Source organism: Oceanobacillus sp. J11TS1 (genome assembly GCF_018333215.1).
GTDB lineage: Bacteria > Bacillota > Bacilli > Bacillales > Amphibacillaceae > Oceanobacillus.
In genome coordinates, this window is the sequence record NZ_BORO01000022.1 from 1 (window position 1) to 20,894 (window position 20,894).

The following is a 20,894-nucleotide window of genomic DNA, read 5'->3' on the forward strand; positions in this document are numbered from 1 at the left end:
CATTATCAGTTATACTAGTAGACATAGGTAAGGTCTCCTCTTCTTAGTTTTTGTGATGATTAACTAATGGGTAGGATAACCTTACCTTTCCTATTTATTCAGCTTACACAGACTATTGTACGTCATCTCTCATTGATATTTCTTCCGGTGATAAAAAAATAGATGAAAAGTCAATCACTTCTCTATGATTATACGCCCCATCAAAAGCATTCCTAAAAATATGTTTCTATAAATAAAAAAGATACACGGGGCAGCGTGTATCTTTTTTAACCGACTTTGTATAATTACAAAGGGGGGATGGGAGAAAGTTTCATGATCAAACAAAAGGGGTATTTGTTTGTAATCAACTTACAATTATATTCTAGCAAGTTCGGCTCCAGTTTTCAATAAATATGTTCATCTTTTCACAAAATCTTCACTTCTAGGAAAATCATTTGTCACATATAAATTACTACGGAGGATCCAAACCCATTCTATTATCATTCAAGGAGGACTACTTATGAAACGTAATTTCTTCCCTCTCTTATTTGTCCTGCTAGCTATTCTTGCCTTTTTTTTCAACTTACTAGGCTTTATGAAATTGGTACCAGTTTTTATAACTCTTCCTTTATTACTCGCATCTATCTACTGTATGCTTTCTTCTATAGCTTATCAGAACACAAAAGGTTATCGCCGATAAAGAAAACTGGCAATCCTAGCCTTAAAGGCCCAGAATTGCCACCATTGAAACCTGGGGCTAGGATTACTCGCCCCATTGATATCCTTTGTTTTTTATCTAGCAAATACCTAACATAATTTGTGCAATATCCGCTTCGGAATTATCCACTTTATTGTCTAGCCTCGTTTATTGTAGTGTAACGCAAAATTAATTCTTTATCCTATTCACACATGAAACAATTACAAAATAGAATACACCGCTACATTTAACTTCTGTCTTATTTGTTCAATAACTGTTCCATCTCTGTTAGCTTCTCTTCAAAGACATCCAGGGCATCCAGAATAGATTGTTTTTGAGTCATATCTACGCCAGCTTTTTTCAATACGTCGATTGGATCTTCACTGCTTCCTGATTTCAAAAAGTCTAAATAACGATCTACCGCCCCGTCTTCTCCGTCCAGAACCTGCTTGGATAATGCAGTTGCTGCAGAATATCCTGTTGCATATTGATATACATAATAATTCATATAAAAATGGGGGATGCGCGCCCATTCTAAACCTATTTTTTCATCACTTACAACATCTTCGCCATAATACTTTTTATTTAAATCATAATAGACTTCTGTCAGTTTCTCCGCAGTTAACGCCTCGCCATTTTGAGCTAATACATGAATGTCATGCTCAAATTCGGCAAACATCGTTTGGCGGAATACTGTTCCTCGGAAACCTTCTAAAAAGTGATTCAAAATATAAAGCTTTTCCTTTTCATCATCCAGATGTTTTAATAAGTAATCATTTAATAAAGCTTCATTTGTAGTGGAAGCAACCTCAGCTACAAAAATGGAATAGTTGCCATAACGGAATGGTTGGTACTTTCTTGAGTAATAACTATGCACAGAGTGTCCAAGTTCATGCGCTAAAGTAAATGTATTGTTTATATCATCTTGCCAGTTCAACAGGACATATGGATTCGTTCCATAGGTTCCGGAAGAATATGCTCCACTGCGTTTTCCTTTATTTTCTTCTACATCAATCCAGCGTTCATTGAAAGCTTCTTCTAGGATCTTAGCATAATCCTCCCCTAGTGGTTTAAGACCTTCCTTAACATATTTCTTCGCTTCTTCATAAGTAACAGGCATTTTCACATCTTTAACAAGTGGTGTATATAAATCATACATATGCAGTTCATCTACACCAAGAATTTTCTTTCTTAATTTCGCATAGCGATGCAGTAGAGGCAATTTTTCATTGACAGCTTCAACTAAATTATCATACACTTCTTCCGGAATACGGTTATTATCTAAAGCAGCCTGACGTGCACTCTCATAATTTCGAACTTTCGCATTAAAATTATGTGATTTTACTTCTCCACTCAGTGTGGAAGCAAATGTGTTTTTAAATGAACCATACGTATCATACATTGCATTAAAGGCCTGTTCACGTACATTACGGTCTTTCGATTCTAAAAACGTAGAATATCTGCCATGTGTCAGTTCTACTTCTTCCCCATCTTCATTAGTAATGACCGGGAAAGTTAAATCTGCATTATTAAGCATGCTGAACGTTTGTGATATCGCGCCCATCGGTTCATCTGCTTCTGCAAGCAATACTTCTTCCTTCTCACTTAATATATGTGGACGACTGTGATTAATATCATCCAAGACTTTGCGATAAATTTGAAGCTCTTTATTTTCTTCTAGAAATTGTTGAAGCTGTTTTTCAGGTATTTCTAGAATTTCTGGTACGAGAAAGCTAAATTGACTAGACGCAGCTGTAAGTAAATTTTCAGCTTGGGCATTTAAACCTTGATAAAACGAATTTGTTGTATCTTGGTCTGTACGCAGATGTGCATAAACATAAAGCTTACTTAATCGCTCTGATAGCTGATCTTGCAGCTGAAAAGCTTCCAGCAAAGTCTCTGAGGATGTATTTAATTTGCCTTTATAAGCTGCCATTTGGGAAATATCATTTTTCAAGCTTTGAAATTCTTCTTTCCACTGTTCATCGGTTTCAAAAATATCCTCTAACCGCCAAGTTAACTCTTCTGGTATTTCGTCACGTTTTGGTAATTGCTTTGTTGCTTTTGCCATATGATTGCCTCCCTTTTACAAATCAACAGTTTTTAGTTATTCTCGCTTTCGGGCTAAAAAAAGCTATACTGTTTTTATCCTTCTTATTTAGTATAACGAACTAAGTGGTAATCATGCTCGTATTTTGCTTTTTTCGCGTAAAAAAGTGCTTAAAAAAAGATTGATCTCCCAGGATTGCTTGTTCTGAAGATGTATAGCAGGTAATCTTTTGCTTTGTCCGAATAATGGAGGAGGATTTTATATCAACATAGCCTAGCTGTTGTAATAATTGAAGGTAAATCTGTAGTGCCTTTGAAAAATCAGGGGCATCTTTCCCATAGAGTCTATAGAGAAATTTCTTTAACTGGTCCCTTTTTATGACATCGCCTGTTTTTAAATCTGCTAAACAGCATACAAATAGCTCTGATTGCCACTTAAAGTAAGGGACATTTAGAGAAGCCTGATACGGCATTGGCAAAAAACAAATACTTGGTAAGTGTTGAAGCAAATAACCTTTATCATACAGCCATCTGCGCAGTTTAAATTTTTCTCCATAAGAAGATGCTGCTTGTGTACGCAAACGATACACTTCTTTTAGCCAAACTGACCGGAATTCATAAGGGAGCTTTTCTCTTTGAAACAAATGCTTAAAATGAAGTCTGTGAAGCGGATATATTAATTGCTTGGCGAAAAGTCTTGAGGTTTGAAGTGGATATAAATGATGAAGAATAACGATTTGTGATAGGAAAGGGTCATAAAAAAATAATTGCTGATAATCCCTTTGCGGCGAAGAACGAACAAACGTATCTAAAAATTGATTCACCTGAAAAGTATAGGCCGATTTACGTTTTAAATGCTGTGCTCCTAAAATCCATAGTGACTCTATACCCAATGACTTATAGCCCTGTATACGTTGCCAAATTTCTTCTTGTGATACTCTCGAACATTGAAATTCAACAGCAATTTTCTTTCGACCAATTCGAACAAAAATATCAGCGCGTTGAGAAATTTCCGGAAAATAAAATTCTAATTCAACTTGCATATTAAAGCGTGATAACCATTTAAATAACTGCAGCTTCCCATTTTCATGATAAAGTCCTTCACCGCCTCCCGATAAAAGACAATCTGCATTAGGTAAATGAGAAAAATGCGGGACTACCTTTTCACCTGATCGAATAATGACTCTTTCCTTACACATCGGGCAATAAAATATACTTTTTTCCTGCTTCCAAGTCATAATGTCTCGTTGTGAATGTCGAAACAACAATATAGACTCACCTGTTTTATTTATAGCTCGCTGCAATTTTGCATCACCTCTATTTATACTAGTTCGATAATATCTCTTTTTTTCCTGCTAAAATTTTAAAGAAGTTATTTAGAATAAAAAAACGATGCTGCAGTTCGTTGGCGGTGTGGATATTGTTTTAACATTGATATCGGGCCTGATGATACATGGTAATAATTCTATAAACAAAAAACCTACAACAAATCGTTTTATCGCATGATTTCTTGTAGGTTTTTTACTATACATCTTTAGGAAAATACTTACGCACCTGCTCAAACGTATCACTTTCCATAATTTTCTTGCCGTACTCTTCCAATAAATGGATCGAAATAGAAGAATCGGTTGCAAATTCTAACACTTGGCTAATAACGTCTTCTTGGCGATGATCGTCCAAAACATCATAGGAGAATTCAATATATAAATAGTATTTATCATTATAGGAATACAGTGTTTCTTCTCCAAAATCAGTCACGTCTTCAAGCTGATGGCTAAGTTGAATCAGATTTTCAAATTCATCAAATTCTACAATTATCCACAAGTTCTCTTCCATCAACTCGTCTGTTTTTTCATCTTCGGTTTCTTTTTTACTACTGCCAAATTTCTCGTCTAAAATATTTTCAAGTTGATCATCTACCGGCAAATCAATGTTTCCATCTTCCGTTTCAAGTTCAAGGTGCTCGCCATTCTTAGAAACTTTTGCTTTTGTGACAATGATTTCAAGACCTTTTTCCATTGCTTGAACTTGGATCCAAAGCGGTCCTTCGGGATTAAAATCCTCACGATAATTTACTTCGTCCATCATTTGCCAAAATAGCTGTTCACTTCTCTCACGGTTATACCAAATTTCTTCTTTTTCAAAGCCTAATTCTTCTATATCAACATAAGAAATATAAAATTTAATGGTATTTTCATTAATTCTTTCTATCTCCACAGTAAGCTCCCCCTTCTTATTAAGATAGAATCTTCTCCTGCATATTCATCCTACATATTGCCGAAGTATACAGCATGTAAGGAATATCTATATATATTAGATGTACCCAAATCAGTATAATCCTAATCACTAATCCTATTTACCATATTGTATGCAAAAATGCAATCCAGAAGAAATGAATACACCCAGTTCTCATTTATTTTCAGAAAAATAGGTGATGTTCTCCTCGATAGCATACTCATACACCTTGATGATTTTACACCCTTTATTTAGTTAGTTATTCTAACGTATTTCAAGTAGTTTGTCATTTATCAGAGCTTATTTCAATTTAAATATCACAAGATACTACAGGAAAACGCGGTTTAGAAAATTGGAATTTGTAATGCGATTACTAAGCGGGGTGTTTTCATTGAAAAATGCCTTGTTATTTATGCAAATGCGTTCTTATCAGTCACACTTTCATCAACTGCAAACGGTAACGTCAAATGGAGCAGGCATTCTTAGGGCATCCTAACGTTACAGGTGTAGAATTAACACTTTTCGAGGTATTTTGAGTTAAATGCAGCTTTTGTCTGAGTTTTCCCCTGAAAAATCATCTTATCAATTTAATTTTAGAGACCACAAAGAAAGACGTAGAAAAAATCCACGTCTTCACTTATTTATTATTAATTAACCATTCGTTGCGCCTCACGCAATTGGAATGTTCTAACTGTCCTAGGTAAGAAGCGCCGAATCTCGTCTTCATTATAACCAACTTGCAATCGTTTCTCATCTAAAATAATGGGGCGACGCAATAAGCCAGGATTATCTTGAATTAAATTAAATAAATCTTTCATTGGAAGTTGATCAATATTAACATTCAACTTTTGAAAAACTTTTGATCTTGTAGAAATAATCTCATCTGTTCCATCTTCTGTCATGCGCAATATCTCTTTGATTTCATCAAGAGATAAAGGCTCAGAAAAGATATTACGTTCTGTAAAAGGAATATTATGCTCTTCCAGCCATGCTTTCGCTTTTCTACATGAAGTACAGCTTGGTGAGGTATAAAGTGTTACCATAAAACTTCACTCCTCAATCTATTTTATATTTTCGACAACCTACCTGACTTTATTAAATAATAATAAGTCTAATCTATTCATATGTACCTATTATACAACAAATATCTAATTAAAGGTAGGGGGTTCGCGATAAAATGATTCATTTAATTTGTATATCGCCTGTCAGTTTTAAGATTCCCTTAACCAATTGATAATAAACCCATTTTTATAAATTAATTATGAAACGCTCACAAATAAAGTTACGAGAATGCTGGTGCGTGCTAACAATTATGCGTTAATTCCCAAGTCTGAAATAAGAACTTGAAATGAAAAAGATACCACTCCAATTTAGAAGATGATATCTTTTTCGTATGTTTATTCCCTTTTCACTCACTTTGATTCTTTTCGTTTTTGCATATTTTCTAAGAGGTTATGAGCTTTCTTATCTTCATTATAACTCAACACCTCTTCGGTAGGCTGATATTTTTTTCCATAAACTTCTTTATCCTTGTATGTATGAATATCTTCATACATTTTTTTCATTTGGCTATAAATTACCTCTTCTGAATCATCTTGCGGTGACCAATACAAAATTTCCATCGGCGTCTCTTCGTTTGTTGCTAGTGATCTGCGATTATAACCAATCGATCTGGCATGGCGAAACCCTTCTCGAGAATAAAATTTCAATCGTTTTTCTGTATCCGTATCCTCGTAATCAATCGGCTCAACTTCCAGAATAATTGCCTTATTTTTTTCTTTAAGCTTGTTCATAAGTTGATGACCAATACCCTTCCCTCGAGTATTAGCTGACACCCAAAGATAGTCAATAAAAATAAAAGTATCAAATTCCGCATACATTAACACATGTTCCGGGCTTTCATCCTTAAAATAAACATCGCCCTTCTCTTCCAGCAAAAGCTCCATATGTTGCTTCGACTTCATCTCTTCTACCGGAAAATAATCGTTCAGTTTTTCATACCAATTCATTTAGGTTGCTCCTTTTTCGATTATTGTTGGTAATTATAACCGATATCCATACAATTGTGAAACGATACATAAATCACTATTGAATACAATAACGGATTTTAATCGAAACTAGACCGTTACGACTAAAGCCAAATGAAATTACCCCATGCTTTATACTGTCTTTACATAAAAAAAAGCCACAGAGACCTTCACCCCTGCGACTTCCATATTTATTCTTTACCAATCAAGTAATCAACATTTTTCGTGTAATTATTCCCTGCATTCCATAATAAAAACTCGTCAATACCATTTTCATATAATGCTTTAATTTGTGCTTCTACTTCTTCTTTACCATACTGGAATGTCGGACCGCTATATAACCAAGGAGCACTGAAATCTTGTAACCAAGGCCGAGATACTGGAGGTTCCTCCAACGCCCCTAATACTTCATTCTCTACTTTCGAATATTCATTAACAAGATTATATGGTTCCTCATCAGGATTAGCAATTCCAAAATAGGATGTCCAATGACTTGGATAAATCATAGATGAGATAATATCCACGTTTTCCGAGATTTTCGAGAAGTTTTGACCAATTCCCGGTGCTTCTTCAATGGTTGCAGCATAACCAAAGATATCTACGGATACATCCACATCATATTCACTTAATTCTTTACGAGCATAGCCCACAAAATCCGTTACTGCTTCGACACGTTTTTGAACATTATCCATATCAAGGTCTGCATAATCACCTAATGAATACTCTAACTCCTCATCTTTTGTTTCAAAACCTTCCGGGAAGCGAACATAGTCAAATTGAATTTCTTTAAAACCCATTTCCGCTGCCATTTTTGCAATTTCTACGTTATACTCCCAAACTTCTTTTTCAAAGGGATTTACAAAAGCTTCACCTTTCCCGTTTTTCCACACTTTCCCGTTTTGTTTAAATGAAAGGTCTGGACGTGCCTCTGCTAACATACTATCTTTAAAAACAACGACTCGTGCAATCGGATAAATTTCTTCTTCTTCCAGCCGTTCCATCATCGCTTCTGGATTAGAAATATATGTCGTGCCTATATCCTCGTACACAGATCCTTCTTCAGGAGAAAAAGTAATATGCCCATGGTCCTCTTTTACGTCAATAACCATGGTGTTTAAATCTGTAGAGGATACAAAATCTATTAAACTTTCAAGTTTTTCTCCTCCAGCAGAATTCCCAGTAACATAGATTCCCCTTACTGCATCTGGATATGTAAAATTATAATCCGAGGTAATGACAAAACGCCTTAATTTTTTGGAAGTATCAATTTCTTTCAAACTAGTAGTTCGTTCTTTATGGGATTTCGCTACAACATCTATGCTATCCTCCGCGTGAACTTCGTCTGCTTGACCAACGCCAACAAATGCCGCACCGGCGACAGCAAAGCTCAGTAATAAGCCTTTCCATTTTTTCATCCAATCAATCTCCTAGCATTTATATTGTTACTACTAGTATAAAGGAATACTAGTAATTTTTAAAAGGAAAACTCGATAAAAACAGGAAAAAGTTCTATTTTAAAATATATTCTCTAATATTGTCGAATTCGCAAAATTGCACTGGGATAAAGCGTAATTTTATTCTAACTTTTTTGTATGTCTCCAATCACTTGCAAATTACTGAAAATGAATTTATAATGAAGTTAATTTAATATTAAAAGCAATGAAGAAGATATAGTACATCTCTCCCGCTGATTTTTAGAGAGCTTGTGGTGCTGGAAACAAGTATCAAGGTGAGACGGAATTGGGCTTTGGAGCTTTATTTTGATAATGAAGTGATTCTATTTATTATAGAATAATCAGGGTGGCAACGCGGTTCATTCGTCCCTAGTTTAGGGATTGGATGGGCTTTTTTTATTGCCCGGGAAATAAGCCTAGACGGTTTGATATTTTCCATAAAACAAGGACATTCGTATAATTTAGCGAAAACTAATTCCGAATAAGCCTTTGTTTTCTATTCAAAAGGGATTTGCCCTTGTATAAAAAGACGTTCCTTAGTCCAAGAGCTTTTGTTTCCAAAAATCTCCTTCTGCTTTCAAAATAATTGACGAGGTGAAGACATTGCAAACTATTTTTTCAGGAATCCAACCTAGTGGTACATTGACGTTAGGAAATTATTTAGGCGCACTCCAACAATTTGTCGAATTACAAGATGAATATGATTGTTATTTCTGTATTGTTGATGAGCATGCCATTACTGTCCCGCAAGACCGATTAGCACTAAGGAAGAATATCAGATCATTAGCTGCACTTTATTTAGCTTCAGGAATCGATTCAAATAAAGTAACACTTTTCGTTCAATCTGAAGTTCCAGAACATACACAGTTAGCTTGGATTTTGCAATCCATTAATTATGTCGGTGAGTTGGAAAGAATGACTCAATATAAAGACAAATCAAAAGGAAAAGAAGCTGTTTCTTCTGCCTTGCTGACATATCCTTCTCTTATGGCAGCAGACATTTTGCTGTATAATACGAATGTTGTTCCCGTTGGAGATGATCAGAAGCAGCATCTAGAGCTGACTCGTAATTTAGCACAGCGTTTCAATCATCGTTTCAACGACATATTCACTATTCCAGAGATACGCATCCCTAAAGTTGGTGCACGTATTATGTCTTTACAGGATCCAACTAAAAAAATGAGCAAATCTGATACGAACCAAAAAGGCTTTATTTCTATGCTTGATGAGCCTAAGCAAATCGAGAAGAAAATCAAAAGTGCTGTAACAGATTCAGAAGGTATCGTAAAATTTGATAAAGAAAATAAACCTGGTGTCTCTAATTTGTTAACCATTCATTCTGTTTGTTCAGGAGAATCTATTGAAAGTCTCGAGGAAAAATATGCAGATAAAGGATACGGAGACTTTAAACAGGGTGTAGCAGATGCTGTCATCCAAGTTTTAGAGCCAATTCAAGAGAAATACAAGGAATTAATTGACTCTGAAGAACTTGATATTATTCTTGATCAAGGAGCTGAAAAAGCTTCTCTTACAGCTGGAAAGACATTAAAAAAAGCAAAAAAAGCTGTAGGGTTAGGCAGGGTCAGAAAGTAATGAAGAAAACCCAAGGAAACGGATCTAGACCGCTTCCTTGGGTTTTTTAATTCTGTTTAGAAGTACTTTCCTCAGATTCCATTTCTGCTTCCCACATTTTTTCTAAAAAGGCCTGTCCACGGATTAATTTTCTGCAAAGTTCTTCATGTGCTTTGCTCCAGCCATTTTTCAAACCATTATAAAGTGCTTCCCAAACTTCCTCTTCATTCATGTACTTAATAAAAGGATATTTTTTCGGATCCCATTCCGTCAGCCAGTACCTTAATTCTTCCTTGTTATTTGTTGTTTTTAATTGATCCAATCCAATCATTAATAACTGTTTAAGCTGGCGTTCCTTTCTTGTTAACCCATACACAAAGGACGGAGGCATTGACAACATATGATAGTCCTTTTGATAATTTGCTTCTTTAAAGTCATACGTTTTGGCCTCTGTTTTTTCAATCATGCCATATACTAGTTGTTCCTGCCTTGGAATCAACCGGCTTTTGCGTACAGGGATATAATATCCCGCCGTATCAAAAGCAAGTATTTCTTTCCCGTCTGTTACCACACAAGCGTACTCCAGTACCGTTCTTTTTTGACCTTTTCGTATTGTCGCTCTTTTGTAAATGCTATCGAGTAAGTCTTTTGGAAGTTCACGAATGTCATTTTCAATGTATTTGAAAAGTTCACTCGATATGTACAGTAACGGCACTTGGTCTAATAATTCAATTGTGTCAGACTTCCGCCATTCATGAAAGGGGCATACATTATATCCATTCTCTTCCCCTTCAAACCAATTTACCCAAACATCATGTAAATATAACATCTAATAACCCCACCTTATCTATCATTTAATATCTCTTAGTTCAAAGAAGTGTATTGGAGAGGATGTTCAAAAAGTCTCCGAAAATGATACCTTGTACTTTTCATTTTCGAACACATATTTTTAAGGCCTGCCTATAACATCTAATCCATTCTTCTTGAACTTGAGGGTTAAAATACATTATGACCATCTCACGTTTTTTTATGCGATAACCACTTATTTTTCTATGCCAAAACGGTGGAGTGAAATAATTAGCAATAACAATCCTAATGGTAGAAAATAACATTCTAGCCGACCTGCTATAAACGTGAAATAATCTGCCCAGGTTAATCCAGCGGGTAAGAAGTTAAAATAGGCTATTATAGTGACGCTTCCTGTGACGGTCATCCCGAATCCAACTAAAAATAAAAAGAAAGAACCCATTGTTTCGCCTCGCTTGCTTGTCCAATATAGTATCATTCTATGAAAGCATTCATCATAAAATACAAGCTTTTTTCGTCATAGCTTGAAATTAAATTTTTTACCAATAAAGAAAGAAGCTTAGCCCTTTATAAAGAGATAAGCTTCTTTTTTATTTACGCTTCAAACTTTTTAAACACAAGTGCTACATTATGCCCGCCAAAACCTAACGAGTTACTTAATACGGCGTTGACCGCTTGTTTTCTAGCTTCATTCGGAACATAATCTAAATCACATTCCGGGTCTGGTGTTTCATAGTTAATCGTTGGAGGAACAATTCCATCAACAATTGCTTTCACAGAAATAATTGCTTCAATAGCTCCTGCAGCACCTAGTAAGTGACCTGTCATCGATTTCGTTGAAGATACGGCTAAGCTGGATGCTTTTTCGCCAAAGACCGCTTTAATTGCTTGTGTTTCAAATTTATCATTCAAGTCAGTACTTGTACCATGTGCATTCACATAATCAATCTCATTTGGATCTAACTTTGCATCGTCTATAGCATGCTGCATAGCCCTCGTTGCACCTTCTCCATTTTCTGCAGGTGCAGTAATATGATACGCATCACCTGTTGCTCCATATCCAACAATTTCTGCGTAGATGTCTGCCCCTCTATTTTGTGCAGATTCAAGAGATTCTATAATTAGAATACCCGATCCTTCTCCCATGACAAAACCATTTCTTTCTTTGTCAAATGGACGACTTGCTTTTTTCGGGTCATCAGTAGTGGATAGTGCTTTTGCTGAAGTGAATCCTGCAAATGCCATATTACTAATTGGCGCTTCTGTACCACCTGTAATCATCACATCAGCATCTCCACGCTGAACTGCTTTGAAAGCATCTCCAATCGAGTTTGCGCCGGAAGAACAAGCTGTTACCGTACAAGAATTAATGCCCTTGGCTCCCAATTGAATGGATACTTGACCGGCCGCCATATCAGGAATCATCATTGGTACAAAGAACGGGCTGACACGCTTAGCGCCTTTCTCTAAAAATTTAGAGTGCTGTTCTTCCCATGTTTTCATTCCGCCAATCCCAGATCCAATCCAAACTCCAATACGATCTGCATTTTCTTCTGTAATTTCTAATTTTGCATCCTCAACTGCCATTTTTGCAGCTGCAACAGCATACTGCGTAAATGGATCCATCTTTCGCACATCTTTTTTCTCGATATATGCAGTAGGATCAAAATCTTTTATCTCCGCTGCCGCTTTTGCTGTAAACAGCTCTTTATCTACCTTTGTTACAAAATCAATACCCGATTTTCCATTAATAATACTCTCCCACATCGTAGAAACATCATTACCAACGGGAGTTACAGCCCCTAGTCCAGTTATTACGACTCTTTTTTCCACGCGTTATATCCTCCTTTAATTAGTTAAGACCTACCTGCCCCAGCGCATAGCAACCGCGCCCCAGGTTAAGCCTCCCCCAAATCCTACTAATACAACTAAATCATTATCTTTTATTTTACCTTCTTTTACTGCTTCAGATAAAGCCATAGGGATGGAAGCGGAAGAATTATTTCCAAACCGTTCGATGGATTTCGCCATTCTATCCTTGGAAATTCCTAACCGTTCCCTTGCAGCTTCCATTATTCGAATATTTGCTTGATGAGGAACCAGATAGTCTACATCTTCCCCAGAAAGCCCAATCTTTTCAACAACATTTATCGTAGATTGCGGCATTTGTCTCACTGCAAATTTAAACACTTCTCTCCCATTCATTATTATATGGTCTTCTTTATTTAAGTAAAGCTCTTTGCCTCCAGCTCCATTTGCTCCTAGTTCAAAGGATAAGATTCCTTTTCCTTCAGATACTTCGCCAACAACAGCTGCTCCAGCGCCATCACCGAATAGAACACACGTGGAACGGTCTGTCCAGTCGGTAATTTTAGACAGCTTTTCTGCTCCAACAACGAGAACATTTTTATAAGTTCCGGTAGCAATAAATTGGTTTGCAGTAATCACACCGTACATAAATCCAGCACAAGCAGCGCTTAAATCCATTGCTGCTGCATTGGTAGCCCCTAATCTATCTTGGATTAGACAGGCTATCGACGGGAAATTTGTATCGGGTGTTACCGTCGCTACTAGAATTAAATCGATATCTTCTGCTTTTACATTGGCTTCTTTTAAAGCATCTAAGGATGCGTAATATGCCATATCTGAAGTATCAATATCGTCTGTAGCTAACCTTCTTTCACGGATTCCTGTCCTAGTTCGAATCCATTCATCATTCGTATCGACAATTTTCTCCATATCATGATTCGTAATTACATTTGTAGGTAAATAATGGCCGGTTCCTAAAATACCGATGCTCATTTCTTTGCGCTCCCCTTCTATATCAACATTACTATCAAACATTATGACTTGGTACTAATTTTAAAATAAAATGTATAGGATAGCAAGTTAGAGTATCAATTAACCGAACTATCCATTATTTTAATCTTATCATCAATATTCATTAGGTAATAAACCTGTCTTAATATACTTTTTAATATCCTCTTCTATTTCAAGCTTTACATAACTGGGGACGGACGATTGAAATTCACCGAGTGATATAAAACCATCTTCAAAGTCATAAGTATAGATACCGCCCTCTAATTCTTGTTTATCGAAATCCTCAGCTACTGATTGATATAATTCCCCAATATGTTGAATGGTACTTGTTAATACAGCATCAGGAGCAATATCCATTTGATCCGCCATATAACCAATTGCAAAAAGATTATCTTCTTCTGCCTCTTTCAAGACAGCTTCCCCAAAGCCATCCCCAATTGGGTAAAAAACATCTACTCCTTTTTCCTGCATCTCCCTATAGTTGTCGAGTGCAAGATCAATGTTATTCCAATCATTTAAATAATTTAATTTTACCTCTGCATTCTTGTTTACATAATTAACGCCTTCAAAGAACCCTTCTATTTCCGGCTGCCAAGAATAGGCTGCAATAATTCCTATTTGATTACTGTCTGTCATTTCCCCTGCAACCATACCTGCAAAGAATCCCATAGCATGCGCATTGAAATTAAGAGAAGTTACATTTTCACTTGACTCTCCTCCATTTACATAAACAAATTGAACATCTGGATAACTTTCAGCCAAGGACATAAAGTACTCACCATAAATATTGCTATGCCCATAGATTAAGTTGACTCCATCACCAACAAATTGATCTACTATTTGCTGTACTTCATGCATCGTTTGTATATTTTCTTCATAAAAAACATCTATATCATATTCGTCACCAATCTCCTGCATTGCTTGATACCCTTGTTTTATCCATGGATTACTATCTATTTCTGCATCTGTAATAAAGCCAACATTTTGTATTTGACCTGTTTCAAAATACGAACAAGCAGATAGAGCGCAAATCATGATTAAAAGGATTATTGGATAGTAGACATATTTCACCCAGAGCACACCCATTCTGTTACGGAAGTCGCTTATTAAATAGCTGTATTTTTTTTACGACTTCATTAATATCTCTATTTTCTAGCAGAATCTGTTTTTTTTCAACTTTTGTGTTTGGTGTACGATTGTTCGTAGAAATAACCTCTATCCATTTGGGTGGATTACTCCTTTTTATCCACTGTATGAAAACATTCAAAAAACCCTCTATATAAATTGCTTTGTCTTTCCAATCATTGTTTTCGAATGGGATAAACTGGCCATCAATAAATAATCCTGTCTCGTTTATTTTCATTCCTTCACCAATAAGGTAGGGTACAGAAATTACAGATATACAAGCATTATCATTATCTGAAGTTTTCCTCTGGTTTGAATCTGTCTCAATTCGTAATACCTTTTTTGCACTTTGTTTCAATTCCTCTGTCTCCAGGCTATCAATAATAATTGCAAAATCATAATCATTTTTCACTTTATGCACTTTTTGAAAATGACTGTTTCGACCAAAAAAATCTTCCAATCCGGTATCGATCTGTTTATCCAAAATTCCATCAACCTGATAACCCTCATCCAGTAATCTTGTAACGATATGATAACCAACCCAGTGATTACAGGGTTTAACTAGTATACACACTAAAAAACGCTCCTTTCTATTTTAATTTATTTTTTCAGGCCAGCATTTTTCACGATATTTTCACATGGAATTAAAGCAACGAAACGGTTTTCATGTTAAAATAATATTTATGATGTTTGGAGACAAGTTAGTAAAGTGAGGTGGACGTATGCGTTATATTATGACAATTTTTTGGGCTGTTGCTATTTCATTAGCAATCTCTTATGTACTAACAAGCATGGGTGCAGAGCCATTCATTATTCGTGATGCACTTATTTTAGCAGGTATCTTTTGTGTAACCATTTTTGCTCTAAGCGGTCTTGTTCTAAAAGAAGACTCCAAGTAAGTAGAACCCCTTGTCTAAATATATGCGGCAAGGGGTTCTATATTTCTAAAAACGTCAAGTATTCGCCTACAGGGACCCTGCATTAATTTTTATTCTCATCTCGATTTTTGTGTAAAACAAAATAAAAGGTCTATTTCTATACTTTATAACATATTTACATAAAAGGACATGCTTATTACAAGACATAGATGGAAATCTAGAATTAAGCAAGACGTAACTCCATTTTGTAAGCGGTTGTACATCAGCTGTATCCTATTTAATTTAATGAATAACCGTTCAATCATTCTAAAATAAAGGAAGGTATTTAAAAAATGAATGCTTTAAATAATTTATGGACATTGATACAGTATTTTGTTCTTGGGACTGTCCAAGGAGTTACCGAACCAATTCCAGTATCCTCCAGCGGTCATTTAATTATTGTCAGAGAGCTATTTAATATTGAAGCCAGAGGACTTTCATTTGAAATCTTTGTTAATTTTGCTTCTCTGCTGGCTGTTATGCTAATTTACCGCAGCGATATTATACGATTGATCGCAAATACATGGAAGTTTTTGATGAAAGGTGATAAAACCGTCAAAAGTGATTTTATGTTTGTTGTCTACTTAGTTATTGCAACGATTCCTGTCGGGATTATTGGTTTGCTATTCGGGGATGTACTTGGGGAAGCACTAAGCGGAACTAACGTTGTCGGAGTTACGCTTCTGATTACGGCTATCGCGCTTTGGATCATTCGTAACTTACGCGGGCGCAAACAAGATGGTGATTTATCAACAAAGGATGCTATCCTTGTCGGACTTGCGCAATCTATTGCCGTAACTCCAGGAATAAGCAGGTCTGGAGCGACCATTGTTGCTTCCATGCTCGTCGGAATGAAGAAGGAAACAGCATTACGATTCTCTTTTCTGCTCTATATTCCAGTAAGTCTCGGGACAGGTATTCTTGAAATTCCTGAAATTGTGAAGGACCCCGCGATGAACCAACTATGGGCACCATATCTCATAGCATTTATTACCGCATTTATTGCCAGCTACTTTGCATTAAAATGGTTTATGAATATTATGCGCCATGGAAAACTAGAATATTTTGCATATTATTGTGTTGTGGTTGGTATCCTTGTATTGATTTTCTTATAGCTTTTATTCTCAGAACTTCCCGCTACCTTTGCTGAACCATAAATAGCTCCTTTCAAGCAGCAGTTTTTATCTTTCTGCAGAGAAAGGAGCCTATAAGGGTTTATTCTAATTCAATTCGTTATTAAGATGCGCTTTGTCCCTTTTCTTTCTATCAATCAGGAATTCCCAAAGCGATTTTAGCGTAACGAGACATATTTTCTTTGCCCCAAGGCGGATCCCAGACAATGTTTACTTTTGTTTCTTTTACTTCTGGAATATCTGATAAAGCATGCTTGATATCTGCTTCAATATGCGCTGATAAAGGACAACCCATAGCAGTCAATGTCATCGTAACTTCACATAAACCATCATCATCTAGGTCTACATCATATATTAAACCAAGATTAACAATATCAATTCCTAACTCTGGATCAATCACATTTTCTAATGCCCCCATTAGATTCTCTTTCATTGCTTCGTCCATATGTCATCCTCCTTTCCCTAATGTTATTAAACCATACTTTAACATGTAATAAAATTATTTTACAAGAGATGCCGTCTAAACCATTCCGTTGCACTGTGCATCGCTGGAACACTTACTTTATGCTCCCTGCCCTTTTCGCCAATAAATTGAAGATGATCTGTATTTTTATAGAGTGGCTTAACTGCTTGATAAAAAGAGTGGGAATGCTCAAATGGAACTACTTTATCCTTTTCACCATGCCAAAACATTAATGGACGATCGTTAAGAGATTCCATATGAACAGACAGGTCAATTTCAGCCAGTTCTTGGAATAAACTGTCTAGGTCTTCTTTTGAAAATGGAGAATGGCCATTACCCTCAACATATTGCAGCAATTGTCTCGCGTATTCTTGCAGTTTAGGTGTCCCCATCATCACTGCTGCAGCATTAACCCAAGGATATTTTACAAGCGCAGCACTTGTTGTGATACCGCCCATGCTTGTTCCTGCTATGCCAAGTGCACCTTCTGCTAAAAGCTTCTTTTCCAATAAATAGTTATGAATTGTATTTAGTTCACTGATATTCTTTAGTACAATTTCAAAGAAGGCTAATTGTCGTTCTTCATCTGATAATCCCATTTTTCTTTCTCCATGGTGGAGCGCATCTGGCAAGAGTACACGAAATCCTTTTTCAGCCAGCATATAAGCTATCGGTAAATTTTGCTCTTTAGCACTTGTAAACCCATGGAAGTAAATAACCGTCGGACGTTCTTTCCCTGCAAATTTTTGATTAATGACATGTAAGCAAGGTATTTCTTCAATCGATTCTTGATATATTCCTATCATCCACAACACGCTTCCTTTCACTTATCAACATACTAGTTCTATTGTAAAGTTTCTGTAATATATTTCGCAAACAAAGCAGCTTTTATTTAATTTTCTTTACTTTACATATTTTCAAATCATGTTAATATAATGACAGATGAGAGGTGACGGAATGAAGAATAAAAATAAACACTTGATTGCACTCGATTTAGACGGTACATTGCTGTCAGATGATAAAAAAATAAGTGCGAAAAATAAACAAACAATAAATCAAGCGATGGAAGAAGGACATATTGTTGTCATTGCCACTGGCCGACCAGGGCGCGCAAGTATCCAATACTACCAAGAACTGCAATTAAAAACACCTATGGTAAACTTCAATGGGGCGCTTGTTCACCATCCACTAAACACCAATTGGAAGGGATTCCATACACCGATGCCCCTTTCAACTGCACATCGTATCATTGATATTTCCAATGAAATTGAAGTGAAAAATATATTGGCTGAGGTACAGGACCAGGTTTATTTAGAACAGTATAGTGAAGATATCATGAGTATTTTTAAAGATTCCACTGATGAATCTCCATACATTGTTGGCGATATTAAGTCAAAATTACAGCATGACCCAACTTCTGTCCTGATTTACCCAGATGCTTCACAGGTTCAGGAACTGCGTTCGCATTTAAACGATTATCATGCGGAAGTTATTGAACATCGGAACTGGGGAGCACCTTGGAATATGATTGAAATCATCAAAAAAGGAATGAATAAAGCAGTTGGCCTGAAGCGTATCGCTGAAGAATATAATATACCCAAGGAAAACATTATTGCCTTTGGCGACGAAGACAATGACTTAGAAATGATTGATTATGCCGGAGTTGGTGTTTCTATGGGAAATGCCATTGAGGAACTTGTATCTGTTTCAAATCATCAAACTTTAACAAATGAAGAAGATGGGATCAGCGTCTTTTTAGAGGAATATTTAAATCTCAAACCGAAAAAAATAATTATTTAAAGCGGATAGGAGGACTACATCTATTAAACATAGGTAGTCTTCCCTTCTTTATCTATTTCGGAATTTCTGTTAATATGAACTTACGAATAAATACATGAGGAGGCACGCATATGGCGGTACATATTTCCCCGACACCGAATCCAAACGCAATGAAATACACATCGGATAAGGTTATATTTTCCGGGACAAGCAGCATTTCTGTTATGCCTGGTGATGTAAGTGAATATGAAATTTTAAACGAATTAATGAAATTAGAAGAAGTAGATAATGTATTTGGTTATCAAAACTTTATTACGGTTAACAAACATTTCGACGCTGACTGGGACAGTATCAATCCTAAGGTAGAAGAAATCTTTGTAAAGTTTGGTTATTAATTTATATGTCCAAACACAAACAACAAGCCCTCCAGTTCACGAAGAGCTTGTTGTTTTTCTTTATTCAAATAATTTTAAGCCAATGGCGCCAGCGATGATGAAAGCAATACAAACCATTCGCTTCCAGTCACGAGATTCTCCATAATAAAACATCCCGAGCAGCGCCGATCCTGCTGTTCCGATTCCTGTCCAAATCGCATAAGCCGTCCCCATTGGAATTTCTTCCATAGCGTAGCCTAACAAACTAAAACTTAAACCAAAAAATAGGACAAGAAAGATAACCGAAAAATAGTTTCCCATTGCTACTTTTTTCAAGTGAAGCACGCCAAAAATTTCAAAGAAACCGGCAACCACTAAAGCGAGCCAATTCATGATGCTTCACCTCTCTCTGGACGATCTCCTAAAAGCTTTAAGCCGATAACGCCTAAGATTATCAAAGCGATAAAAATAATCTTTGTCAGTTTAAAGGGGGCTCCGAAAATAATACTATCCACTAGCACCGTGCCCACAGCTCCAATTCCTGCAAAAACTGCATACACCGTCCCTACCGGAAGATATTGTGTTGCTTTAATTAATACGATAAAACTAAAAATGATTGCTATTCCCGTTCCAGTATATTGCAAAATCGTTGTGGAATAATTTAATCCGGTTACCCAGATTATTTCAATAATACCTGCTAATATAACGTATATCCAATGACTAGCCAATGCTGGTTCCTCCTTTAACACCCTTCCAAAAAATAACCCATGATGCTTTTTTTCTGCGTTCATAGGATTTCTTTCCTGTAAAAAATAATTCAAGAATACTTCCATCCAAAATCGTCATATAAGTTAAGGCAATTGTGGCAGGCTCCTCTGTTAATTCCCATTGTATTTTAGCTGCATACCGCTTTATATAGCGTGTTAACAGCCTCTGCAAATCATTTAAAAACGGATCAATCAGTTGAAAAATTTCTCTTTCTAATGAAGCTGGCGGAAAATACGTTATTCGATAGATGAAATGAACATCAGGATGTTGTTCAATCTCCAAAGCAATCCATTCCAAAAAACCGTACAGCTGCTCTTCTAATTTCTTTTCTTTATTTTTCTCAAAGTAATTAAAAATGGATCGTTTTTGCTTCTTAAGAGCCTCTTTCACAATCGTTATATATAGAGCTTCTTTACTAGCAAAGTGTGTATAAATAGACGGTTTTTTAATGCCTACTTCTTTTGCTATCTGGGACAACGAAGCACCTTCATATCCACTTGCAGCAAAAGCAGCCAGTCCGGCATCCATTATTTTTCTTTTCAACCCGCTCATCCTTCCTAACGGTCGTAAGCCTAATATATCAAATCCTTTATTAATGGTCAAATGTATCTCCCAACGATGCTTTCTTAAATACAAAGAAAGGTCCGAACAACTTTCCCGTTTTCTATAGGAATTGGAAAATAGTTCGGACCTTT

Annotated in this window: 23 protein-coding genes and 1 other annotated feature; of the genes, 6 read left to right on the top strand and 17 right to left on the bottom strand. The window is 36.1% G+C overall.

What is annotated here, in order from left to right:
- The first annotated feature begins 499 nt into the window (after window positions 1-499).
- Window positions 500-679: a hypothetical protein gene (locus KI343_RS14850; RefSeq protein WP_212927205.1), complete on the top strand. Its 180-nt coding sequence runs from the start codon at window positions 500-502 to the stop codon at window positions 677-679.
- Window positions 680-935: 256 nt separating this feature from the next.
- Here the strand turns inward: KI343_RS14850 and pepF are convergent, their stop codons facing one another.
- The 6 genes from pepF to KI343_RS14880 form a co-directional block, all read right to left on the bottom strand.
- Window positions 936-2,747, bottom strand: coding sequence for an oligoendopeptidase F (pepF, locus tag KI343_RS14855; RefSeq protein WP_212927206.1), 1,812 nt, complete (start codon window positions 2,745-2,747; stop codon window positions 936-938).
- 100 nt (window positions 2,748-2,847) lie between these two features.
- Entirely contained in the window at window positions 2,848-4,029 is a 1,182-nt protein-coding gene (locus KI343_RS14860) for a competence protein CoiA family protein (RefSeq protein WP_212927207.1), read from the bottom strand.
- 220 nt (window positions 4,030-4,249) lie between these two features.
- Complete coding sequence (gene mecA, locus KI343_RS14865; protein ID WP_212927208.1) at window positions 4,250-4,942, bottom strand: adaptor protein MecA; 693 nt, start codon at window positions 4,940-4,942, stop codon at window positions 4,250-4,252.
- A gap of 665 nt (window positions 4,943-5,607) precedes the next feature.
- Window positions 5,608-6,003 (bottom strand): transcriptional regulator SpxA, encoded by a 396-nt coding sequence (spxA, locus tag KI343_RS14870; protein ID WP_040979700.1) that lies wholly within the window; start codon window positions 6,001-6,003, stop codon window positions 5,608-5,610.
- 369 nt (window positions 6,004-6,372) lie between these two features.
- A complete protein-coding gene (locus KI343_RS14875) occupies window positions 6,373-6,969 on the bottom strand; it encodes a GNAT family N-acetyltransferase (RefSeq protein ID WP_212927209.1) in 597 nt (198 codons plus the stop codon).
- 209 nt (window positions 6,970-7,178) lie between these two features.
- On the bottom strand, window positions 7,179-8,402 hold the full coding sequence (locus KI343_RS14880) for a putative glycoside hydrolase (protein ID WP_212927210.1): 1,224 nt from the start codon (window positions 8,400-8,402) through the stop codon (window positions 7,179-7,181).
- A 235-nt stretch (window positions 8,403-8,637) separates the two neighbouring features.
- Window positions 8,638-8,815, top strand: a binding site (T-box leader).
- 229 nt (window positions 8,816-9,044) lie between these two features.
- Between KI343_RS14880 and trpS the strand changes: the two genes are divergently transcribed.
- The gene (gene trpS, locus KI343_RS14885; protein ID WP_212927211.1) at window positions 9,045-10,034 is read left to right on the top strand and encodes a tryptophan--tRNA ligase; all 990 of its coding nucleotides are present in this window, start codon (window positions 9,045-9,047) and stop codon (window positions 10,032-10,034) included.
- A gap of 46 nt (window positions 10,035-10,080) precedes the next feature.
- Here the strand turns inward: trpS and KI343_RS14890 are convergent, their stop codons facing one another.
- The 6 genes from KI343_RS14890 to KI343_RS14910 form a co-directional block, all read right to left on the bottom strand.
- Window positions 10,081-10,842 (bottom strand): YjbA family protein, encoded by a 762-nt coding sequence (locus KI343_RS14890; RefSeq protein WP_212927212.1) that lies wholly within the window; start codon window positions 10,840-10,842, stop codon window positions 10,081-10,083.
- A 213-nt stretch (window positions 10,843-11,055) separates the two neighbouring features.
- The gene (locus KI343_RS20715; RefSeq protein WP_483874253.1) at window positions 11,056-11,298 is read right to left on the bottom strand and encodes a YuzI family membrane protein; all 243 of its coding nucleotides are present in this window, start codon (window positions 11,296-11,298) and stop codon (window positions 11,056-11,058) included.
- 116 nt (window positions 11,299-11,414) lie between these two features.
- Window positions 11,415-12,653: a beta-ketoacyl-ACP synthase II gene (gene fabF, locus KI343_RS14895; RefSeq protein WP_212927213.1), complete on the bottom strand. Its 1,239-nt coding sequence runs from the start codon at window positions 12,651-12,653 to the stop codon at window positions 11,415-11,417.
- A gap of 30 nt (window positions 12,654-12,683) precedes the next feature.
- Window positions 12,684-13,622 (bottom strand): beta-ketoacyl-ACP synthase III, encoded by a 939-nt coding sequence (locus KI343_RS14900; RefSeq protein ID WP_212927214.1) that lies wholly within the window; start codon window positions 13,620-13,622, stop codon window positions 12,684-12,686.
- Window positions 13,623-13,754: 132 nt separating this feature from the next.
- Window positions 13,755-14,711, bottom strand: a complete 957-nt coding sequence (locus KI343_RS14905; RefSeq protein ID WP_212927215.1) for a BMP family ABC transporter substrate-binding protein — start codon at window positions 14,709-14,711, stop codon at window positions 13,755-13,757.
- Between the two features lie 19 nt (window positions 14,712-14,730).
- Window positions 14,731-15,339 carry a hypothetical protein gene (locus KI343_RS14910; protein ID WP_212927216.1) on the bottom strand — a complete coding sequence of 203 codons (609 nt, stop codon included), beginning with the start codon at window positions 15,337-15,339 and terminating at the stop codon, window positions 14,731-14,733.
- 148 nt (window positions 15,340-15,487) lie between these two features.
- On the opposite strand from KI343_RS14910, the gene KI343_RS14915 reads away from it, so the two are divergent.
- Window positions 15,488-15,664: a DUF2929 family protein gene (locus KI343_RS14915; protein WP_212927217.1), complete on the top strand. Its 177-nt coding sequence runs from the start codon at window positions 15,488-15,490 to the stop codon at window positions 15,662-15,664.
- Between the two features lie 311 nt (window positions 15,665-15,975).
- A complete protein-coding gene (locus tag KI343_RS14920) occupies window positions 15,976-16,797 on the top strand; it encodes an undecaprenyl-diphosphate phosphatase (protein ID WP_212927218.1) in 822 nt (273 codons plus the stop codon).
- Between the two features lie 151 nt (window positions 16,798-16,948).
- Here the strand turns inward: KI343_RS14920 and KI343_RS14925 are convergent, their stop codons facing one another.
- On the bottom strand, window positions 16,949-17,260 hold the full coding sequence (locus KI343_RS14925; RefSeq protein ID WP_212927219.1) for a metal-sulfur cluster assembly factor: 312 nt from the start codon (window positions 17,258-17,260) through the stop codon (window positions 16,949-16,951).
- A 59-nt stretch (window positions 17,261-17,319) separates the two neighbouring features.
- Window positions 17,320-18,084: an esterase gene (yjfP, locus tag KI343_RS14930; protein ID WP_212927220.1), complete on the bottom strand. Its 765-nt coding sequence runs from the start codon at window positions 18,082-18,084 to the stop codon at window positions 17,320-17,322.
- Window positions 18,085-18,235: 151 nt separating this feature from the next.
- On the opposite strand from yjfP, the gene KI343_RS14935 reads away from it, so the two are divergent.
- Together KI343_RS14935 and KI343_RS14940 are read left to right on the top strand one after the other, a co-directional pair.
- Window positions 18,236-19,078 (top strand): HAD family hydrolase, encoded by an 843-nt coding sequence (locus tag KI343_RS14935; RefSeq protein WP_212927221.1) that lies wholly within the window; start codon window positions 18,236-18,238, stop codon window positions 19,076-19,078.
- 110 nt (window positions 19,079-19,188) lie between these two features.
- Window positions 19,189-19,452, top strand: a complete 264-nt coding sequence (locus tag KI343_RS14940) for a NifU N-terminal domain-containing protein (RefSeq protein ID WP_212927222.1) — start codon at window positions 19,189-19,191, stop codon at window positions 19,450-19,452.
- Window positions 19,453-19,512: 60 nt separating this feature from the next.
- On the opposite strand, the gene KI343_RS14945 is transcribed toward KI343_RS14940, so the two are convergent.
- The 3 genes from KI343_RS14945 to KI343_RS14955 are packed head-to-tail and all read right to left on the bottom strand — an operon-like array spanning window position 19,513 to window position 20,802.
- Window positions 19,513-19,824: a DMT family transporter gene (locus KI343_RS14945; protein WP_212927223.1), complete on the bottom strand. Its 312-nt coding sequence runs from the start codon at window positions 19,822-19,824 to the stop codon at window positions 19,513-19,515.
- Window positions 19,821-20,159 carry a DMT family transporter gene (locus KI343_RS14950; RefSeq protein WP_244856982.1) on the bottom strand — a complete coding sequence of 113 codons (339 nt, stop codon included), beginning with the start codon at window positions 20,157-20,159 and terminating at the stop codon, window positions 19,821-19,823. The genes KI343_RS14945 and KI343_RS14950 overlap by 4 nt, the downstream gene beginning before the upstream one ends.
- The gene (locus tag KI343_RS14955; protein WP_212927225.1) at window positions 20,152-20,802 is read right to left on the bottom strand and encodes a TetR/AcrR family transcriptional regulator; all 651 of its coding nucleotides are present in this window, start codon (window positions 20,800-20,802) and stop codon (window positions 20,152-20,154) included. Before KI343_RS14955 ends, KI343_RS14950 begins: the two co-directional genes overlap by 8 nt.
- Between the last annotated feature and the right edge of the window lie 92 nt (window positions 20,803-20,894).